General features: G+C 40.9%; 17 protein-coding genes. All 17 read right to left on the bottom strand.

The features are described from left to right. Nucleotides 1–83: 83 nt before the first annotated feature. The gene (locus tag PSF11_RS18205) at nt 84–1118 is read right to left on the bottom strand and encodes a hypothetical protein (RefSeq protein ID WP_060561526.1); all 1035 of its coding nucleotides are present in this window, start codon (nt 1116–1118) and stop codon (nt 84–86) included. 3 nt (nt 1119–1121) lie between these two features. After that, on the bottom strand, nt 1122–2429 hold the full coding sequence (locus tag PSF11_RS18200; RefSeq protein WP_272682854.1) for a hypothetical protein: 1308 nt from the start codon (nt 2427–2429) through the stop codon (nt 1122–1124). Nucleotides 2430–2450: 21 nt separating this feature from the next. Next, nucleotides 2451–4697, bottom strand: a complete 2247-nt coding sequence (sctE, locus tag PSF11_RS18195) for a type III secretion system translocon subunit SctE (RefSeq protein WP_072502620.1) — start codon at nt 4695–4697, stop codon at nt 2451–2453. Between the two features lie 10 nt (nt 4698–4707). Further along, nucleotides 4708–5220, bottom strand: a complete 513-nt coding sequence (gene sicA, locus PSF11_RS18190; RefSeq protein ID WP_014657088.1) for a type III secretion system translocator chaperone SicA — start codon at nt 5218–5220, stop codon at nt 4708–4710. 114 nt (nt 5221–5334) lie between these two features. Further along, nucleotides 5335–6438: an EscU/YscU/HrcU family type III secretion system export apparatus switch protein gene (locus PSF11_RS18185; protein WP_040132647.1), complete on the bottom strand. Its 1104-nt coding sequence runs from the start codon at nt 6436–6438 to the stop codon at nt 5335–5337. A gap of 12 nt (nt 6439–6450) precedes the next feature. Further along, on the bottom strand, nt 6451–7254 hold the full coding sequence (gene sctT, locus PSF11_RS18180; RefSeq protein WP_036942348.1) for a type III secretion system export apparatus subunit SctT: 804 nt from the start codon (nt 7252–7254) through the stop codon (nt 6451–6453). After that, the gene (gene sctS / locus PSF11_RS18175; RefSeq protein ID WP_072502621.1) at nt 7251–7523 is read right to left on the bottom strand and encodes a type III secretion system export apparatus subunit SctS; all 273 of its coding nucleotides are present in this window, start codon (nt 7521–7523) and stop codon (nt 7251–7253) included. The genes sctT and sctS overlap by 4 nt, the downstream gene beginning before the upstream one ends. A gap of 14 nt (nt 7524–7537) precedes the next feature. After that, on the bottom strand, nt 7538–8203 hold the full coding sequence (locus tag PSF11_RS18170) for an EscR/YscR/HrcR family type III secretion system export apparatus protein (RefSeq protein ID WP_036942351.1): 666 nt from the start codon (nt 8201–8203) through the stop codon (nt 7538–7540). Nucleotide 8204: 1 nt separating this feature from the next. Next, the gene (locus PSF11_RS18165) at nt 8205–9131 is read right to left on the bottom strand and encodes a FliM/FliN family flagellar motor switch protein (RefSeq protein ID WP_014657093.1); all 927 of its coding nucleotides are present in this window, start codon (nt 9129–9131) and stop codon (nt 8205–8207) included. Between the two features lie 2 nt (nt 9132–9133). Further along, entirely contained in the window at nt 9134–10576 is a 1443-nt protein-coding gene (locus PSF11_RS18160; protein ID WP_072502622.1) for a SpaN/EivJ family type III secretion system needle length determinant, read from the bottom strand. Further along, on the bottom strand, nt 10548–11003 hold the full coding sequence (locus PSF11_RS18155) for a hypothetical protein (RefSeq protein WP_004926241.1): 456 nt from the start codon (nt 11001–11003) through the stop codon (nt 10548–10550). Before PSF11_RS18155 ends, PSF11_RS18160 begins: the two co-directional genes overlap by 29 nt. Then, the gene (sctN, locus tag PSF11_RS18150; RefSeq protein WP_072502623.1) at nt 11003–12295 is read right to left on the bottom strand and encodes a type III secretion system ATPase SctN; all 1293 of its coding nucleotides are present in this window, start codon (nt 12293–12295) and stop codon (nt 11003–11005) included. The genes PSF11_RS18155 and sctN overlap by 1 nt, the downstream gene beginning before the upstream one ends. 3 nt (nt 12296–12298) lie before the next feature. Continuing rightward, a complete protein-coding gene (locus PSF11_RS18145; protein ID WP_014657096.1) occupies nt 12299–12706 on the bottom strand; it encodes a type III secretion system protein in 408 nt (135 codons plus the stop codon). Nucleotides 12707–12717: 11 nt separating this feature from the next. Next, on the bottom strand, nt 12718–14787 hold the full coding sequence (locus PSF11_RS18140; protein ID WP_004926235.1) for an EscV/YscV/HrcV family type III secretion system export apparatus protein: 2070 nt from the start codon (nt 14785–14787) through the stop codon (nt 12718–12720). Beyond that, nucleotides 14780–15904: a type III secretion system gatekeeper subunit SctW gene (gene sctW, locus PSF11_RS18135; RefSeq protein WP_072502624.1), complete on the bottom strand. Its 1125-nt coding sequence runs from the start codon at nt 15902–15904 to the stop codon at nt 14780–14782. The genes PSF11_RS18140 and sctW overlap by 8 nt, the downstream gene beginning before the upstream one ends. Further along, nucleotides 15895–17583 (bottom strand): type III secretion system outer membrane ring subunit SctC, encoded by a 1689-nt coding sequence (gene sctC, locus PSF11_RS18130; protein ID WP_072502625.1) that lies wholly within the window; start codon nt 17581–17583, stop codon nt 15895–15897. Before sctC ends, sctW begins: the two co-directional genes overlap by 10 nt. After that, entirely contained in the window at nt 17573–18349 is a 777-nt protein-coding gene (locus PSF11_RS18125; RefSeq protein ID WP_004926225.1) for a helix-turn-helix domain-containing protein, read from the bottom strand. Before PSF11_RS18125 ends, sctC begins: the two co-directional genes overlap by 11 nt. Between the last annotated feature and the right edge of the window lie 187 nt (nt 18350–18536).

Here is an 18536-nt window from a genome sequence, read left to right as displayed (position 1 = left end):
AAATATAATTAGCCATTTCGATACAATAGAATAGAGCAGGGTATTTAAACCCCACTCTATTAAGATACATTGTCTTTAAACAGTTATGTATTAGCAAAACCTGCATTATATTGAAATAGGTCTTTTAATAACTGAATTAATAATTGAGTTAAAGTTTCAAAATGGCTATTATCTTGACGGAAAGCTTCTAATAAACGGGATACACTATTATTCACTGAATTTTTTTTACTATCAATCGCCGTTTGCATACTTTGGAACGCTTGGGAAATTAGGTCATCATCACCATCTAATCCAACACCATCAACTATTTTTTTTATTTCCTTGACAACATTAAAATCAGGGTAAATTTTAATTTTTCCATCTATTTCTTTCACAATAAAACCTTGCCCTTCTAATTTTTTCTTAAAAAAACTTGCCACCCCCTCTTTAGTAGATCTTGCCACCCCCTCTTTAAAAGATATAGAAGCGATAGGATTAATAAAATCGCTTATTCTATCATCATCAATAACTTTCTCTCTCCAAGCATCCCATGCCGTACCGGTTTTCGGTATAACATAATCCTTTAGAGCTATCATAAATTGATTATTAAACTTTGACCTATCAAAGCGTATCTTACCATCTTTTCCTGCTGAAATATAAGTACTCAATAAGCCTAATGCTTTATTAAGCGTTTCCATATATTTCGTCGCCCCTTTAGTTATTTCACCAAAGCTTTTTTGGTAGTTAGAGTTAATATTATCAATTAACCCCTTGATACTTTTAATGTGCGATCGGCCATCCTCAGTTTTTGTAATTTCCGCCGACATTGAGGCAATAAGATTACTGGTTTTATCCATTGAATCTTTAAATTCAAATTGTGCAAGTCTCGTTAGTGCCAAGATTTGCTCATGGTCTTGCATATTATTAGAAATCAGGTAATTATTTTTTTCAGGGTAGTCAACACCATATTGCTGCAGGATTTTTTCAGCTCGTTCCTCTATAGGGAGTTCTAAATCGGGGACAAATGTCCCCTGTAAATTCAGTGGAGATACCACGCTATCATCATGAGTTATTGTCGCTGATGATGGTGTCATCGAAGCAAGAGCTGATGGTTGGATAACAATATTAACTCCGTTCATACTCTAACCTCTGGTTGCAACAGCTTGGAATGTACGGATTTGCCCCTCAATAATTTCTTTTAAAATATCAAAGACTTTTTTCATCAAATCCAGAACAGTATCAATCTGTTTTTCTTTATCACTTGCTATAGCACGTGCAGTATCACCAATATCTTGTAGCACCATTTTTTGGGCTTCTAGTGCTTTCACCTCTATATTAAGCGCAGAAGTTACCAATTGACCTGCGTTATCGGATAAACGAGTCATTGTTTCAATAATGCTCGATTTCTTTTGGGTCTGGTTGGTAATTCGATCGAGTTGCAGTTGCTCCCGCTCCGCTTTTAACTGCAATCCTTTAACCTTATCTTGAACGTTAGTAACATGTAACTCATTTTGTTGATCAAGCGCTTTATTTCCCGTTTTTTTCATATATGGGCGACTGCTTTCAATCTCTGATTGTGCTTGAGTAGATAATTTATGCCTTTCGACACCGTGAACATTAATAGCTTTGGTTTGTTTCACTAATTGCTTAGTTTGTAATGCCGCCCCCGCAAGTGTTACACCCAGAGAAACCGCAAATCCCATCAGTGCTCCTTCAAATGCTTTTTTACCCTCTTGAATCGTTGTATCTGCTGCACTTTGCACCATTTGCGTTTTTAGCTTTAAAAAATCCGCTTGTAGTTGGCGATCAGCGGTATTAATAATCGATTTAATCTGGCTCAGTAGGTTACGTAGCTCCATTAAAATATCGCTACTCATAATGCCGATAAATTGGCTCTCTTTTATTGCGTCAAGTGACTGAATACCAGGTTTTACATCCTCACTATTTGCTTGAGCCACTTGCACATCTTTAATTGCCGAGGCTGCCAGCATTAAATTAACCCCTTGAGATAATTGCTTGATCTCGCTTTCGTCCAAATTAGCGATTGTTGGGAACATTTTTTCCAACTTGCTATTTTCTTCCGTTATCACTTCTCTGACGGCTTTTTCAACTTTGATTGCTGTGACGGCAATATGCTCCTGAAGGTTTGCATAAGCCGATGAAAATCCGCCTATGACTTTCGAGGTCTCTTCAAGCTCGACCTTGTTCATGTTTTTCACTTCAAACAGGAGTGATGGACTAACCGTCGTTTGCTCAGGGAGCTTTAATAACGGCTTATCTTGCGTTCGTGGCACAGTAATATCGACAGCATCTTTGATGGACACTTGCTGTCCTGGTGCTTGCGTTGACATCGTTTGAGTTTCGCTACCGGTTAAAGTAGTCAGCCCCTCAAGATTGCCTAACTTTTGGGTTGGAATAGAAAACGACATTGGTGAGGAAATAGTCGTCATAATAGAGTTCCTTAATGAAAATTAGGCATAATTAGAGAGATTGATTGAATTGGCTTTACGCTCATTTGATTGTTTCAATGAGGTCAGCGTGTCAGTAAATAGGTTATTAAACACCTCATATTGTTTTGACAGCATCTTAATCAGAGACTCAAGCAACTCATCGAGGACTTTAATGATTTCATCATTCATCATCATTTTGGCGAATAACGTCTTAAGCTCTCGTAGTTGCGCAGCTCCTTCTAAGCGTAATGCTCCAACAGTCACCGCACTTGTCACTGACATTGCAACGCCAGCCCCTTTCGCACCAACTTCGACACGTGACGCTAATAGGCTCTGTTTGCCCAGTTTTTTCCCTGTATCAACGATATCAGCAACATCATCAACCTGATCAGCGACTTTATCGACCACTTTCACCGTATCTTGGATGCTATCTGCTTGCTGATGCACCTTATCAACGGTTTTCACGGCATCCTTAATACCGTCTGCTTGTTCATTCACCTGATTAACCGTTTTCACTGCATGCTTAGCGCTGTCTGCCTGTTCATGTAACTTGTCGACCGCTTTTGCAGTATCTTTGATGCTATCAGCCTGCTCATGCGTCCTATCAACGGCTTTTGCGACATTTTTAATATCACGAGCCTTCCTCACGACCTGATTGGCTGTTTTAACGGTACTTTGTAACTCTTCCGCCGCATCGGCTAATTTAGTAAATTTCGTTAATACCACCATGTCATCCGCGGCTTTGCCTAACGTTTTAATTTTGCTGAGCAGGTTTTTAACGAGATTGACGATCGTATTCGCCATCGCCTTTAATGTGCTTTTCACGACAGTTTTCAGCGTATTGGCCGCAATTTTGACGACCGTTTTTACGGTATTGGCGATGTTTTTCACAAAAGAGGACATAGAAACCAAAGAGAGCGCCAGAAAAGCGACGGCTGCGACAACCATGCCAACAATGCTACCAATCTTTTTCGCCTCTTCGGCAGACATCCCAAACGATATCAACATATCCGTGACAACATTTGAAATTTCCGTCGCTAACATCTGCATTAAACTTGCATTACCCGTCTCTTCCAACACGATATCAGTGACAGAAATGGCGATACCGATTGCGGCAACGGCAAGGGTTAATGGTGCAGCCGCGCCGAATGTTGCGACTGTCGCAATAACAGAAACCGCTAACATGACGTAGCTAAAAATCTTACTGGCGCACGATGCGGCTTTATTGGCAGCATCTGCTTTACGCTGAGCCTCTTCGGCTTCTTTGGCTTTTTTCTCTGAATCTTTACGAGAGGCTTCGCTGATCTTAGCCATCACCTCTTCTTGCTCTTTCATATTGCGGATAGAGTTTTCATTCATCGCTTTTTTCAGCGATGCGGTTAACATGGTCAATAGAGCAAGCGTGTTTTCCCACTTTTCACCGTCGACTTCGACAGGGCGTGGTGCATTTTGGATAAATTTATTTAAAACGTCGCGATCACTATTAGCAGCCACAGTAAGTTTTTCTGCTGTCGAATACGCGGCCTTAAGATTGCTTTCAATCGTAGATAGTTTTAATTCTAAATCAGCAAGTTGGGTATTACTTTGCGCAAGCTGAGTCGTTAATTGTCCCCCCTGCTGTTTAAGCTCATTCACTTCCGTTGTTAGCTGTTCAATTAACTGAGTCAGTTTTTGCGCATCTTGCTTGTCATCGGCTGTTTTAGGGGGTTTTGGTATCCCACTTAAACTCGCTTTAGCAAAATCGAGTGCGTTCGTTTTACTGGCTAACGCCTGCTTATTTTCATTCAGTCGATTTTGCTGCTGGGTCTGTGTTTTCGTTAGCTCCTCTAACTCATTTTTGGTATTAGTATGGTCAACGCAAATAGCATTCACATCTTTTTCAGCTTGCTGTAGTTTTTCTGTATTTTTTACAAATGAATCTAATAACGCATCACCATGTTGCCTCAGCGCATCGGATTCAATATTTAACTGATGCAGTTGATTACGTAATTCATTGATATTATTTTCACCTAATATCTTACGTATCGATGAGAAAGCCTCCATCATTGACACTCTTGCATTCACGCCTTTTTTCGGCTCTTGCAGTTGCGGCTGGCTTTCTAATTTACTGCGTTTCACTTGTTCATTTGATGTTAATTCTTCGCATGCGGTCTCCATACTTAACATCGCTTTGGCGATGTTATCCCCCATTTCTAATGGATTAACACCTTGCTGAAAGGCTTTGACTAGGCCTATCCTATCAGATGTTATATTGGTGATTGCTGCCATATTGTTTCCTCTACTTTATTGAAGAGTCTTTCTGCACTGAATCAGTCTTTTCAAGATTCTTTTTCAATGCATTAAGGTAAGCCTGAGATTTGGCTTTTAACTCACTATCGGTACTGCTATTACAAACATTTTCGAAACAGTGCAGTGCTGCACTGCTTTTTTTAAGCATCAAATTACATTGGCCAGCATGAAATAAAGGACGATAGTCATCCTTAGCCAATACAAAAGCTAATGCATAAAGTTCAGCGGCCTTTTCATAACGTTTAGTTAATTGGTAAACAGCGGCAAGCCCCATCACATAGTCGGTATTATAAAAATCATAAATACTCAAAAAGCGAAAAAAGGTTTCTGCTTCTTTTAATTTTCCTTGTTGATAAAACTCATAAGCGTAGGCATAGATGCCATCCATCATCTCTTGTGAAATACCATGAATATCTTTATAAGTTGCCCCAGACATTAATGCCGACGTAACATCATTAAGCAATTCATCCATATCTATAGACTGTTTTTCTTTGTTACTCATATATTCACCTTATAAAAATGTAGGATATATGACGCAATATCATTAATAATTGCATCATAACTATTCAAAACTGAATTTTCTTATAAAAAACGATATTATCGACAAATGGTTAATTTAACTGTCTTTATCTTCCTGAATGATTTTTCTCTCATTTATTAGTTTCATTGATTCTTCATCGAGATCTATTCCCATCTTTTCTAATTCAATGCGAATTAACCAATTGATGATCCGCATTACATCCTGCAAACCATGCTCATCAATAAAACTATCTTTCCGATAATAGCGCCATATTTTTCTAGCTAATGGAATATCACGGACAACAGGAACGCCTTGTTGCTCGGCATATCGAACAATCATTTTTGCCTGTAATCCATGGCTTTTAAATAATAAAAAAGGTAATGGCGCAATATCATTATTATAATAAATTAACATTGCAATATGCGTCGGGTTTGCCATCACAAAAGTCGAGTTACGCACATTGGATTTCACCTCTTCCGACAATATTTCCTGATGCAGCCCTTTACGAGCGCTTTTTAAGTGAGGATCCCCTTCATTATCTTTATACTCTTTTTTCACTTCCTGTTTTTCCATTTTTAATCCCTTAATAAACAAGAAGAATTCTGTGACCACATCCACTAAGATGATAAATAACGCAACGGCTAAAAAAACGACAACAAAGGTAGCGCACAGCCCCACCCATTGATAAATCACTCCATTTATCGTGCTACGATACAGCAAGAAAATGTCATGCCGCCAAAGAATAAAAAATACCATGGCCGAGATAGAAAATACGATCAGATAAAGAAATGCTTTAATTAATTCCTTAAGAGAATTCAGTGAAAATATTTTCTTAATCCCTGAAATTGGATTGAGCTTTGAAAAATCAATTTTAATGGCTTCTGTTGCTAAGCGGAAACGACTTTGTAATAAAGAAAGTATCGCTCCTGAAATAAAACAGGCGAGTAGTACAGGAATAACTATTTTTAGAAAAGCACCAATAAACTCCCTTAATAATATATTGATATTAATATTATAAGGTGATAACAAAATACGTTTCATCAATCCAGCTATTTCAAATAAACTGGTTGTTCCTGTGATTACATAAACGCTAACGACTAACACTAATGCCGCAACACTGTCTTTACTTTTAAAGCTTTGCCCTTTTTTAGCAGAATCTTTAATTTTTTTCTCGGTAGGTTTTTCGGTTTTCTCTGCCATTTTATATGTGCTCTATGCTGGGTCCGATAATATAAAGATGTCATGTAATGGAGAGGTTGAAATCATATTAACCAAGATATCAGGCACTTCATTCTGAAAATAGAGCAAAAAAACAGCAAATGCGATAATTGACTTAATGGTTAAAGATAAAGAAAACGCATTTAACTGTGGGCAAAAACGTGAATATAACCCCAATGCAGCTTCACTAATAAATAGGGTAATGAGAATAGGTGCCGCCAATATAATCGCTTTTACCACCATTTGGTTCATCCATTCCCCTAATGGCAAACTATTAAATTGGGAAAAACCTGCCGCAAACGGTAATAGCTGATAACTTTGTGCAAATGTTTTAACTAATAATAGCATGCCACCTTGCGATAAAAAGACCATACACACGATATAACTAATAAAGACCGCAAGTTCTGACGCTTCACTGCCACTGGCAGGATCCACAATACTGCTAATTGTTTCACCACGCTGAGTATCAATCAGCTCACCGATAATATTCGCTATCATAAACGGTAAAGCTAAAATAAGTGCCGTGATTAACCCTACCGCTAATTCATACAGCACTATTTCCATAAAACCAACACGCTCTTCTTGAAGATTATGAGTCGATAGCAGTGGCCAGAGTCCTAATACAATATAGACAGTCACACAGTTTTTAATCATACCGCTACTGAGTAACTTGTTACTCAAAAAAGGTAAAAAGAAGAGTGTTGGAGCAATACGTACCCAAGCGATAGCTAATGTGATTAACCCTTCCTGAAAGGTAAAATACATGGACGAATAAAAAGACAGTATCTCTTGATTCATCCCAAAAGCCCTATTGCTGGAATGGCTGTCGTTAACACTTCTAACGCATAATTCATCACTTTATCTGCCAGCCAGCCTGAAATCATAAATAACGAGCCAAACACCGCCAGCAATTTAATCCCAAAAGGAAGCGTCTGCTCCTGTAATTGCGTAACCGTTTGGATTAATCCCACCAGCAACCCAACCACTGTCGCCACAATAACAGGGATAGCGGATAACATAACAATCAATAACGTTGCTTTATTGCTGCTATAAATAATCTCATCCATTCATCGTATCCTTGTTATTGCTGTGCCAATTCAAGATATTGCATCACTAACCCTTTCGAAATCAGTGACCATCCATCAATAGCGACAAACAGGATCAATTTAACTGGCACCGAAATAGTGACTGGGCTCATCATCATCATACCGAGAGCTAACAGAATGCTAGATATCACCAGATCAATCACAACAAAGGGTAAATAGATATAAAAACCAATTTCGAATGCTGACTTAACTTCACTCAGTGCATAGGCAGGTAATAGTGAAAATAGTGTGGCTGAATGCGCTTCGGCGTCCATTGGCTCTTCATTTCGCTGCTGTTGTACTGATTCAAAAAATTGCACCAGTTCAGGATCAGAATATTTTTGTAAATAGGCCTTATAGCGCCCTAAGCCGCCATCAACAAAATTATCGACCGATTCCACATTGCCAAAATCCACCTTCTCTTCACGCATATAATGGCTAATGTCTTGTACCACTGGCATCATGACAAAAAGGGATAACAACATCGCGATGCCATTTAAAGCCATGGTTGAGGGAACCTGTTGAACCCCCATGGCATTACGTACCATGATTAATACGATCGATATTTTTAAATAACAGGTGCCTGCCGCAATAATAAACGGCAGTAATGTGGCCAGTGAAACCAGTGCCAACATGGGTATTTCGTTGGATACAATGGACATGTTATGGCCTTTTATCACCCAGATGAGCAAGGCGAGTAATTTCTAAGCCTAACTCGTCACTCTCACCGATATAAATCAGCTCTCCCTCAGCAATGAGCTGCTTATTGGCATACACTTTGACTTCACGCTCTTTATTTTCACCAATCGAATATACGGCTCCCGGCTGAATATCGGCTAACTCATTCAGCGTAATTTCAGTCTGACCAAGTACAAACGTTAATTTGATTGTCATCGCATTCACATCGAATGGTTTCACAACCTCATCTGAAAAGGTTTCTTCTTGTAATAACGCACTCTCATCGGCAATAGGGGCGATCGTCTCTTCAATCATAAATTGACCTTCTTGTTGTTTTTGAAAACGGGCAAAAGGGCGCCCTGCGATTGACATATTCAGCAGTAATTGCTGAATACAAAACACATCATGCAACTGGATAGATTGCAGAAGTTTTGCGCTAATATAGCTATAGCCCAATACCCAATCCGCTTGTAACTTAAGCTTATGCAACGCAAATTGTTGTTTTGATTGTTTTGCTAACCCTTCTATTGGTGAAGGTAACAACACTTGGCCCAAAGCCGGCTCTTGCACACACAACCAAGGCTTTGCAGGGCTATCATCAATAATTTCGAGTGAACCACAACGGAAATGCTCGGAGAAAAAGCGCATTCCACGATTTTCAGTCGTAAATAGACTGATTAAGTTATCCTCATCAATGCTATTCCAAGCATAATGCGTGAAAGCGGGCCAATGGTGGTGACACCAACGTTCCACATTGACCAGTGCATGTACTTTTTCCGTGTGACTGATTAACGTCAGTTGGAAATAGCGCTCCCCCTGTCTGGGGGAGACGGTTTCCAAATCAGGTTGGTAACATTGCTGCCAAGCGCGTACTTGGAGTGCTCGCTGGCTAATACGGCGAATATTCAACATGATTAATGATCTTCTTGCTCAGACTGTTGTTGCCTTTGTTGGCGTTGTCGCTCATGACGCGATTCTTCATCACGAATTGATAACGGATGATCGCTGCGTAAAAGGTGCTGATTTTCATGTAACGCACGATGAACTTCCGGGCTAGTGGTGGTAGCCAATAGTTCACTGCCTCTAGTGGCTAACTCAAATGTCACCGAAGGGCTGTTCTGCCATTGATTAAAGGTATAAGTGAGGCGGCTTCCTTCAATTTGTGTCACTTTATTCTCTGTCGCTGCCGCCATCGCTTCTGTGCCCATATCTAGGGTGGAATTTGCTTTATTTGTGGGTTGACGAGATTGCACCATCGGAGCTATTTGCCCCTTTTCATTGCAAGTCGTAGTGGCTAATGGTGGTATCACCCAATCAGGGGAGTCATCGATTTCCAATTGCGGATATGGCTGGCTAATCTCAGGCACTGTATCGCCTTCATCTATTTTTTGTGATTGCGTTGGCTGCACAAGCGGCAATGAGGAGGGCGTACTGTACTGCCCCTGATCTGCCACTGAAATAGAAGCCACAGATGGTGACATTGGTCGTGCCGTTATTTCGGATTGAGACAAAATCCGGCTTTCATGCGTAGGCAGAGATAGCGCTGGCGCTTGGAAAGAGAGGGGGGATACAGACATCGCCTCTCGAGTAACTGACGTTGTTTTTACGCCTAGCGGTATTGGCATTTCATGATGGGTTTCATGGTGAATATGCAAATCATTTTGCTCTACTTCACGATGTTTAATCTGCGTTGATGGCGGCAATGCGTGCTTATTGTGCTCTGCTCCTTGCCATTTTTTTGGCTGAGGCGCTAAAGCTGTTATTGACGCTTGATGTCTCACCACATTTTTATTTGTATTTGCAGAGATAGATAAATTTGCATTGGTTTCTACAGAGACCGTTTCAGCAGTATTTGATAACCGATTGCTCTCTTGTTGCCAGTGAGTTTTCCCGATAACACCTTGCCCAATCGCAACATGATTATGAACTAATGGCGCATCAATAAGCGCTTTATCGGTCGAATCACCCTTACTGTCCGACGATATTTCTGTCATCGGTAGCGCCCTATGTGACAGCGATGCTTCTATCACGGGTAATTCACGGTGTGATTGGGCAGCTTTCACACCCGCCGTTGCATTGATACCCAATTGGCAAAATGCCATCATTTTTTCCGCCGTTTCAGTATGGCGTAGGTGCACAGGTAACTGCGCCAATAATAGCGCTAAGCTGTCTTCCATTTCTTTCTTGCGTCGTTTTTGTGGTGGCGACGTTTGTGCTTTCTTCGAAGCGACCTCCGCCATACGCTGTTTAATTAGCGACTTGCTATCGGGTTGTTTACCTTTTGCTAATGGGAAGGCAGCATGGTTTTCCGCTACCCTAGTACTCGGTTCATTCAACGCCAGTTTTACTGTTGCCATAGGCGGACAACTCCTCAATTTCATTTTGTTGCTGACGTTCCGATTTTAAACGCCGAGCACGGTGTTGCTGCTTGAGATAATTTTGGAATTTCTCGCACTTGTTACGTAACGCAAACATACGCACAACAATATTTTTTCGTGATTGCTCATACCGAGTCATTTCCGTATTAATTGACTCCGTTTGGTATTGAAGATGAGCAATTTCCGCGAGCAAAGCGGCTTTCAGCCTTTGGCTCTCCCAAAAAGCCATTTTGCTCAGTTCGGCGGATTGCTCATATAACGCGATTTGTGTCGTCAATATCGCAATACGCGATTGAATATCCGTTAATTGTTGTTGTAGCGCACGGATTGCTGACTGCACTTGCCATTGTTCCTGTTTAGCGCGATCAAGGCGTCTTTCCGTTAACGTAAGAAGACTTTTAATCATCAGGAAGCCAAATAGTCGAGGCGGTTTAATACAGTTTCGAAATGCTCAGCTTCATCCATCTTTTGTTGCAAGAACTGTTCAATATCTTCTTTTTTATCCAAAGCATTGTCGTTGTCTTCACTTTCCCCACGTTGGTATTCGCCAAGCTCCAAATACAGCTGAATTTGTTCTAGCCTAGATAGACGATCACGCACTTTTGTTGCGGCTTGGCGATGTGTATCCGTCGTGACTTTTTGGAATACACGACTAATGCTGTGCAAAATATCAACCGCTGGGTAATGCCCCTTTCCCGCCAACTTATGGCTAAGATAAATATGCCCATCAAGAATCGAGCGAATTTCATCACCAATAGGGTCTGACTCTTCTTCACTTTCTAGCAATACGGTATAAAAGGCGGTAATTGAGCCTTGCTGCATACGACCTGGGCGCTCAAGCAACATAGGCAATTGCTCAAACACCGACGCTGGGTAGCCTCGTCTTGCTGGAAGTTCCCCCGCCGCCAAAGCAACATCACGTAATGCTCTGGCGTAACGTGTCATTGAATCGACAAATAACAAGACATGTCGATTACGGTCACGGAAATATTCCGCGATTGTCGTAGCAAGCAACGCCGCATTACACCGCTCTATCGGTGGGCTATCGGAAGTGGCATAAATAAGCACCGTTTGGGCTGCATGAGGAGAGGCTTGTAACTCCTCAATAAATTCAATGACCTCTCGGCCACGCTCACCGATTAAAGCAACAACATGGATATCCGCCTTCGCGTGGTTAATAATCATATTCATTAATGAAGTTTTGCCGCTTCCTGCCGCAGCGAAAATACCAATACGCTGCCCAAGACCACAGGTTAATAAGCCATCTATCGCACGGATACCGGTGATAAGTGGTTCATCAATCGGACGCCGAGATGTCACGCTCGCGGGTGGACTATCAATACGCATTAGTCTTGAGTCAGGGCAGAACGCTGTTTCGGCTGTATGACCGAGCACACCAACCTGCTCACCCGCCGCATCAAAAATTTTACCGGCAAGCTGCTCATGCATTTCAAACACGAAAGGTAGGCCCGTTGGGCGGATCACCACATCACGCGTTAACCCTTGTGCTCGACCAATTAAGCTGAGCACAGTTAAGCCCTCTTTAAACCCCACGACTTGTGCTTTTGCTATGCGCTCTTTTGACGTTATCGAGCGTTCAACAACACAGATCTCACCAATAAAAACTCCCTGCAAAGGGGCTTCCATTAAACAGCCATGAATGCGCGCAGGGTGCGCGCAAGAATCAAAAAGCTTCATGATTTAATTAGCTAATACTGTTTGGAATTGATTACTACGCTCAAAGAACTCTTCAAAGCTGTCAGCAAATTGTTGAGTATCGTTTAAGGCTGACTCTTTCATCACAGCCGAAAGCACCAAGCTATTATCAATAAGATTCAATGCCGGTTGCCCCAATTGAAAATTGCGAGGTGAATATTCCACGATCATGCTCAGTAGCATATGCGCCATTGAATCAAATTTTGCGGGACTATATTCAGCAAGGTGACACCAAATAATTAAATCATCACCAGAAAGATCGATATTAATCGCTGGCGAGTCATTCATTTCTAATTGAATATTTGAATGACAGTCGAGTTGTGGATTAATTAGATCACTACGGCCCATTGAATTTAAAAATGTATTTAATGCTTCTACAAAGCGGTATTTCATAAGAAATTTCCTTATATTGTCTTAATAATATTCACTTTCACCATTTCAGATACCTCATTAAATGAGAGCACCTCTAATTCAGGAAAGCGTCCTTCAAGGATTTTTTTCACAAAACGACGTATATCGACCGGCACCAGCACATTAATATCTCGAATAGATAAATGGCTATTTTCGAGGGCTAGCTCGGCAGCTTGAATTAATTCATTGGTCTTTTCTGGTTCTAAATGCAAATAGACTCCCCCAGAAGATTGACGAATGCCTTGGCGAATGGTGTCTTCAAAAACAGAATTCACCATAAGCACATTTAAGCGGCCATCAATGGCAAAACGTGAAGAGATATAGCGCGCCATTGAGGTTCTGACATGTTCAACGAGCATTAAGCTATCTTTCTCTCTTGGCACCCATTGCACGAGAGTTTCAATAATGAGTTTCATATTACGCACTGAGATTTTCTCCATTAATAAACGCTGGAAAACCTCTGTCACCTTTTGCACCGTCGCGTGTCGATAGCACTCTTTTAATAGCTCAGGGTATTTGCCTTCTAAATCATCTAGTAAGTTTTTCGTTTCTTGGATCCCAAAAAACTCATTAATATGGCGCAGCAATAGTGTACTAACGCAATCAATCATCTCGGTCACATCATCGCGCACCATCAAACCAAGCTGTTCAATATGTTCGTGATCTTGCTTGCCACACCAAGAGCTAATTGCGCCATACTCATCAGTAAAATGAGTCAGCGTTATGCCTAAATATTCCAATTCATCACTCATGGTTAATAAGCGAAATCCACCGAAACAGATATCGTATTCACCTGCTTTAACTTCATTAATTAAAATGATGATTTTGTTATCTGGAACGATAGGTGAATAATTAATGGCAATATCGGGTATCCGGTAACCATAACGAACAAACACATCCTTTTTCATACGAAACAAAAAGTTTTTTTCTTCGAGCTGTTTTTTATATTGCTGATTAACCGAAATAATAATCGGCAAGGTTTCAGGAATATATTCAGGCTCAAAACGGCTATTTTCCCTTTGTGTTTCCCCTTCGGTGACTTCCGAATCGACACTCACCTGCTCAGTTTGTGATATCTGCTTATTCTTCTCTTTACGCGTTTTCCAAAAACGAACAAAAAATAGTACTGATAGCAAAGAGGCTAAGAAGAGAAAAATAGCGGTAGGGAAACCCGGCAGGAACCCCATAAATAAAACGATGAAGGCAGTAATAAGAATCGTAAAATTATTCGCAAATAACTCAGAAACGATATTTTGACCTAAGTTTTTATCATTGCCTCCAACGCGAGTCACAATAAAGCCTGCACTAATAGAGATAAGCAGTGCTGGGATCTGTGCCACCAAACCATCACCGATGGTTAAGAGTGAAAATGTATTCAGAGCCGATGACATATCCATGCCCTGCTGTGCAACACCCACAGAAATTCCCCCGATCAGATTGACAAAAATAATGACAATCCCTGCAATCGCATCCCCTTTAATAAACTTCATTGCACCATCAAAAGAACCAAATAATTGACTCTCTTTCTCTAAGTCGCCGCGCCGCTCTTTTACCGTCGATTCATCAATCACCCCTGCCCGTAAGTCGGCATCAATACTCATTTGCTTACCCGGCATTGCATCGAGGGAAAAACGTGCTGCCACTTCAGCAATACGCTCAGACCCTTTCGTGATCACAATAAATTGCACTATGGTCACAATGGCAAACACCACCATACCGACCACTAAATTATCTTGGATCACAAACTCACCAAAGGTGGCAATAATATCGCCCGCGTCAGCCTCCAATAAAATCAAACGGCTCGTGCTAATAGATAATGCGAGACGAAATAATGTGCTTATTAATAAAATAGAAGGGAATGATTGAAAATTTAATATGCGAGTAATATAGAAAGAGCTCATAAAAATGAGCACCGATATCATAATATTCAAGCCAATTAATAAATCGACCAATATTGTTGGTAATGGAATAATCAGCATGGCGATGACCATCACCATAATAACTAAGACCATCAATTCTGGGCGATTGCGGATCGCCAAAAGAAATCCCGTAAATTTATTCATGCGGTTTCTGTTCCTTATTTAGCAAACCGTTGCGCATCATGATTTCCTCTTGTGCCTTCACATAGTCCATATATATTTTCAATTGATTGAGCAGCTCTTCTCGTGCTTCCAATGATTGAAAAATTGCGGTGGGTATTGTTCCAAATGCCAAAATTAATAATTGTAAAAAACGCGCCCGTAAGTCCGTGCTCATCGCCCCTAACTGTGATGAAATAAATAACAACAAATTCTCTTCAAATTGCGCTTGGTTACGAATACCACTGGTAAAGAGCTGACTGAGCTTTTTAGCAAACTCAGAATTAATCAGTTGGCTGTGCTGCCGAAAAAGCCCCGATTGGAAAAATTGTTGGGTGAACACATGCTCAAGTGACTGCAATTCACGTAACCGCCCTACACAGAGAAAATAATCACCAAATTCACTAATATTAATATCGCCCAATGGCAGGGCTTGTAGATCACACGCCAGCGCTCTGCTTAAATAACGCATAATATTTTCGCGCTCTTGGCTTTCCATCTCCTCAACCCACTGCTCATATAGATAAACTACAGGGCCGTCATAACTAAGAAACTCACGATATAACATGCGTAAGTTCCCTGCGGATTGCTTAATTTTTTGCGCAAACGCCTTCGCAATCAGTGCAATATTTATCCCCGCTTGAGTGCTTCTATCGCTATCCTCAGCGTTAAGTTGTTGCTCCAGCTCTTTTAGTTGTTCGAGTTGCTCAGCCTTCAATTTCCCTCGATTGATTAAGGCCGCAAGCGCCATTAACAAATCGCTAGGGTCGGCAAAAAAGCGCAATAAAAATGCTCTTAGCTCTTTAGGAGTCATAAACTGCCGATTAAGCGCACTTTCAACATGTAAAATGGTTTCATCAGCATGCTCATCAAGGATGCGCTCAGCAAATTGCATCCAATCTTCGGTTTCTCCTTGTTTAGAGCCACTTTTTTTTACATGGCTCGCCGCCAACATCGACATTGAGGCATATTCCCCAGCACTATCGATAACCCCTTGACCGCGCAATACTTCGTCCGAATCATCACTGGTTTTTGATGATCGACTCTTTTCATGTGAACTGCTGACTATGCGGGAACCAAAGCCCAAAGGCGTTATTGCCATGGTTGCTCCATATAGGTTTTCAAAAATTTAACGGTACTGTGCAACTGCCCGTTTTGTTCTTTAATACGCTGATTTTCCGAGAACTGACGCCCATCCCATACTTCGTTTTCGTCCAATAAACGCGGTTGGATCAAAAACAATCGCACCATTTTTTGCTTATTAACGGAGGTATGACTAAAGAGGCCGCCGATCAGTGGGATATCCCCCAATAAAGGAATATGACTTTCATTTTCAACCACTTGTTCTCGGGTGTATCCCCCAATTAATAAACTGCTATTTTGCGCAATACGCGCAACCGTATTGATAGTCGTACGATTAACAGATGGAAGGCCTTCCACATTCGAAACCTCACCACTTTTTGATTGTTTTTCACCGCCGTCTTCAATATTCACTTCCATCTCAACTTGATGACTAGATGAAATACGCGGCATCACACTCACCATGGTGCCGTAAGTGACTTGCTCCAAGGTGGCAATACGTTCCCCTTGTAACTTGGCATAAAAACTGGTGTTGTTATCAAATAAGGCAGGAATGTTCTCTTGGGTTAGCAGAACAGGACGAGAAACAATATGGCCATTACCGCTTTTGCTTAAGGCATCAACGCGTAACAGAAAATCCGTACTGTTTGATAACGTGCTGCGATTAAAAGAAAATGCCGTGTTCCCCGTATTAATCGTGCCAACTTCCCAATTGACGCCTAAATTATCCAATTCACTACGCGTGATATCGATAATCCACAGTGATAGCTCAACTTGGCGGCGACGCGTATCTAACGTTCTAACCAGTTGGCGAACATAATGAATTTGTTCAGGGGAACCTTTAACAATTAGACTGTTACTATCAGGGTGAGCCACCAAAGAAAAAGGCACATTTGATGATGAAGAGTGACTAAATGTCGCTAGAGACTCAGAAGCTTCACCGATGGGTGCATCCATCAAGGCATCAATATCATCTCCAACCTTCTCTTTGGGAGTTATTTTTTGCGTCGGTACGGCGCCGGTCGGCGTATCTTTGAATAGCTCACTGATAACTGACAGCATGCCCGGCACCGTGATGTTATTACCGCGCAACGCATAGTTTCTATCTGTCACAGAAGCATATTTTACGGGGATCACTGCCAACTCTCCCCCAGATAACGACTCCTGCTTAACTTGCTCATCAAGATACAGCGTAGCGGCTTTTATCAATTCAACATATAACGGCGGCCCAGAAACAAATAGCAGGCTATTTTCCCCTTGAGTACGGACAGGAAAACGCGGGTCGTAAATCCCATTTTTCTTAATATAATTGAGGACTTGTTGGCTACTGGCATTATTCATCGGAATAATTGCACTACGCATTTCGCTATTATCATAAACATAAATCGCTGCACCATCGTCATACCAAACCAGCGCAATACGGCGAGTTAATGCTTTAAACATTTCATCGGCATTCGCTAAATTAAAATTACCTGTAATGCGTTTTTGTGCCGCAAGTTTGCTGAGAATAATCGGCTTATTCAGTCGCTCAGCGATAGAATCAAACACTTTTCCTACCGCAATATTATTGGCGACAAAGGTCTCCTGACCCATTTCCTGTTTAACCGGCTCTGCTGTGATCACTGTCGTTTGCGCTAAACTATGATCCACACTCAGTAAAAAGAGTGACAATAAGATCACTCCGCCTCTTTTACTGCTCATATAATTTTGCTCCAAGGTGCCTAATATCAGAGGGAGTTAACCCTAGCTCTTTTTTAATATCGTTAGTAAAATGCGATGCGGAGCAATAACCCGCTTCCAACCCAACATCAAGTATTGAATTATCGCTTTCAATTAATTTCAAAATGGCTGACGCCATTCGCACACTCATAATTTTTCTTTTTGCTGTTTTATTAAAGTTTTCTCGATATAGCTGCCTAAAATAAGAAGCCGACACGCCATACCTTGCACATAGCTGGTTAATATTGGCATTTTTATCTTTTTCGGCGGCAGAAAGTAAAAAACGCATAATGCCGTATGCTTCATAGCGCCTTAATATATTGCACCATGAATAAAACTGAGGTTGCCGTTGAATAATCAAATCAATAACAATATTCTTTATTGAATATTCGGAAAAAATATCACTTGATAGATGAATAACTTCATCTTCTTTATTATCTGATGAGGTTATTTCGTTTTCTGCAAGAAATGATTGCCCCATTGCGGTATCAATAACAGCAAGAACTTCAATGACCTCAGAAAGTAGCATTGAATGAATAAACCAGCCCTTTTTATTAATAGAAGTAATATCTGATGATGGGAATACAAATAAAGATTGCCCCATTACCTCTACTTTTTTACCCGAATAGGGAGAATGAAAAATTAACGCTGTTTCCTCAGCGTTAGGTATCGCTAAAACTAAGCTGTCTTGTAAAGAGAAGCAGCCTTCTTTATTTTCAAGTAATGCCGCAATATTTGTATTCACCATGATGTTTCTACTTTATCTAAAGAGAATCAATAGCGCTAAAATGGCGGAAAATGCATCATGGCACAAAGGAATAATCCGGAATAACTCATACTCGATATCTAACATAATAGGTCAGAATGATTAAGATAAATTCTACTGACGGAAATGCAGTTATCAGTTTTACTAGCGCCAATTTCTTGTCATTGGA

Source organism: Providencia sp. PROV119 (assembly GCF_028482435.1).
Classification (GTDB): Bacteria; Pseudomonadota; Gammaproteobacteria; order Enterobacterales; family Enterobacteriaceae; genus Providencia; species Providencia stuartii.
Note: the sequence above shows the minus strand (reverse complement) of the source record. Positions and strands in the feature narration are given on the sequence as shown.

Coding starts and splice junctions, on each gene's coding strand:
- sctN (WP_072502623.1), bottom strand. CDS start 12,295: ATGAAGCTTTTTGATTCTTGCGCGCACCCTGCGCGCATTCATGGCTGT.
- PSF11_RS18200 (WP_272682854.1), bottom strand. CDS start 2,429: ATGACGACTATTTCCTCACCAATGTCGTTTTCTATTCCAACCCAAAAG.
- sctW (WP_072502624.1), bottom strand. CDS start 15,904: ATGGCAATAACGCCTTTGGGCTTTGGTTCCCGCATAGTCAGCAGTTCA.
- PSF11_RS18160 (WP_072502622.1), bottom strand. CDS start 10,576: ATGGCAACAGTAAAACTGGCGTTGAATGAACCGAGTACTAGGGTAGCG.
- sctS (WP_072502621.1), bottom strand. CDS start 7,523: ATGGATGAGATTATTTATAGCAGCAATAAAGCAACGTTATTGATTGTT.
- PSF11_RS18205 (WP_060561526.1), bottom strand. CDS start 1,118: ATGAACGGAGTTAATATTGTTATCCAACCATCAGCTCTTGCTTCGATG.
- sctC (WP_072502625.1), bottom strand. CDS start 17,583: ATGAGCAGTAAAAGAGGCGGAGTGATCTTATTGTCACTCTTTTTACTG.
- PSF11_RS18155 (WP_004926241.1), bottom strand. CDS start 11,003: ATGATTAAAAGTCTTCTTACGTTAACGGAAAGACGCCTTGATCGCGCT.
- PSF11_RS18145 (WP_014657096.1), bottom strand. CDS start 12,706: ATGAAATACCGCTTTGTAGAAGCATTAAATACATTTTTAAATTCAATG.
- sctE (WP_072502620.1), bottom strand. CDS start 4,697: ATGGCAGCAATCACCAATATAACATCTGATAGGATAGGCCTAGTCAAA.
- PSF11_RS18185 (WP_040132647.1), bottom strand. CDS start 6,438: ATGGCAGAGAAAACCGAAAAACCTACCGAGAAAAAAATTAAAGATTCT.
- sctT (WP_036942348.1), bottom strand. CDS start 7,254: ATGAATCAAGAGATACTGTCTTTTTATTCGTCCATGTATTTTACCTTT.
- PSF11_RS18165 (WP_014657093.1), bottom strand. CDS start 9,131: ATGTTGAATATTCGCCGTATTAGCCAGCGAGCACTCCAAGTACGCGCT.
- PSF11_RS18140 (WP_004926235.1), bottom strand. CDS start 14,787: ATGAATAAATTTACGGGATTTCTTTTGGCGATCCGCAATCGCCCAGAA.
- PSF11_RS18170 (WP_036942351.1), bottom strand. CDS start 8,203: ATGTCCATTGTATCCAACGAAATACCCATGTTGGCACTGGTTTCACTG.
- PSF11_RS18125 (WP_004926225.1), bottom strand. CDS start 18,349: ATGGTGAATACAAATATTGCGGCATTACTTGAAAATAAAGAAGGCTGC.
- sicA (WP_014657088.1), bottom strand. CDS start 5,220: ATGAGTAACAAAGAAAAACAGTCTATAGATATGGATGAATTGCTTAAT.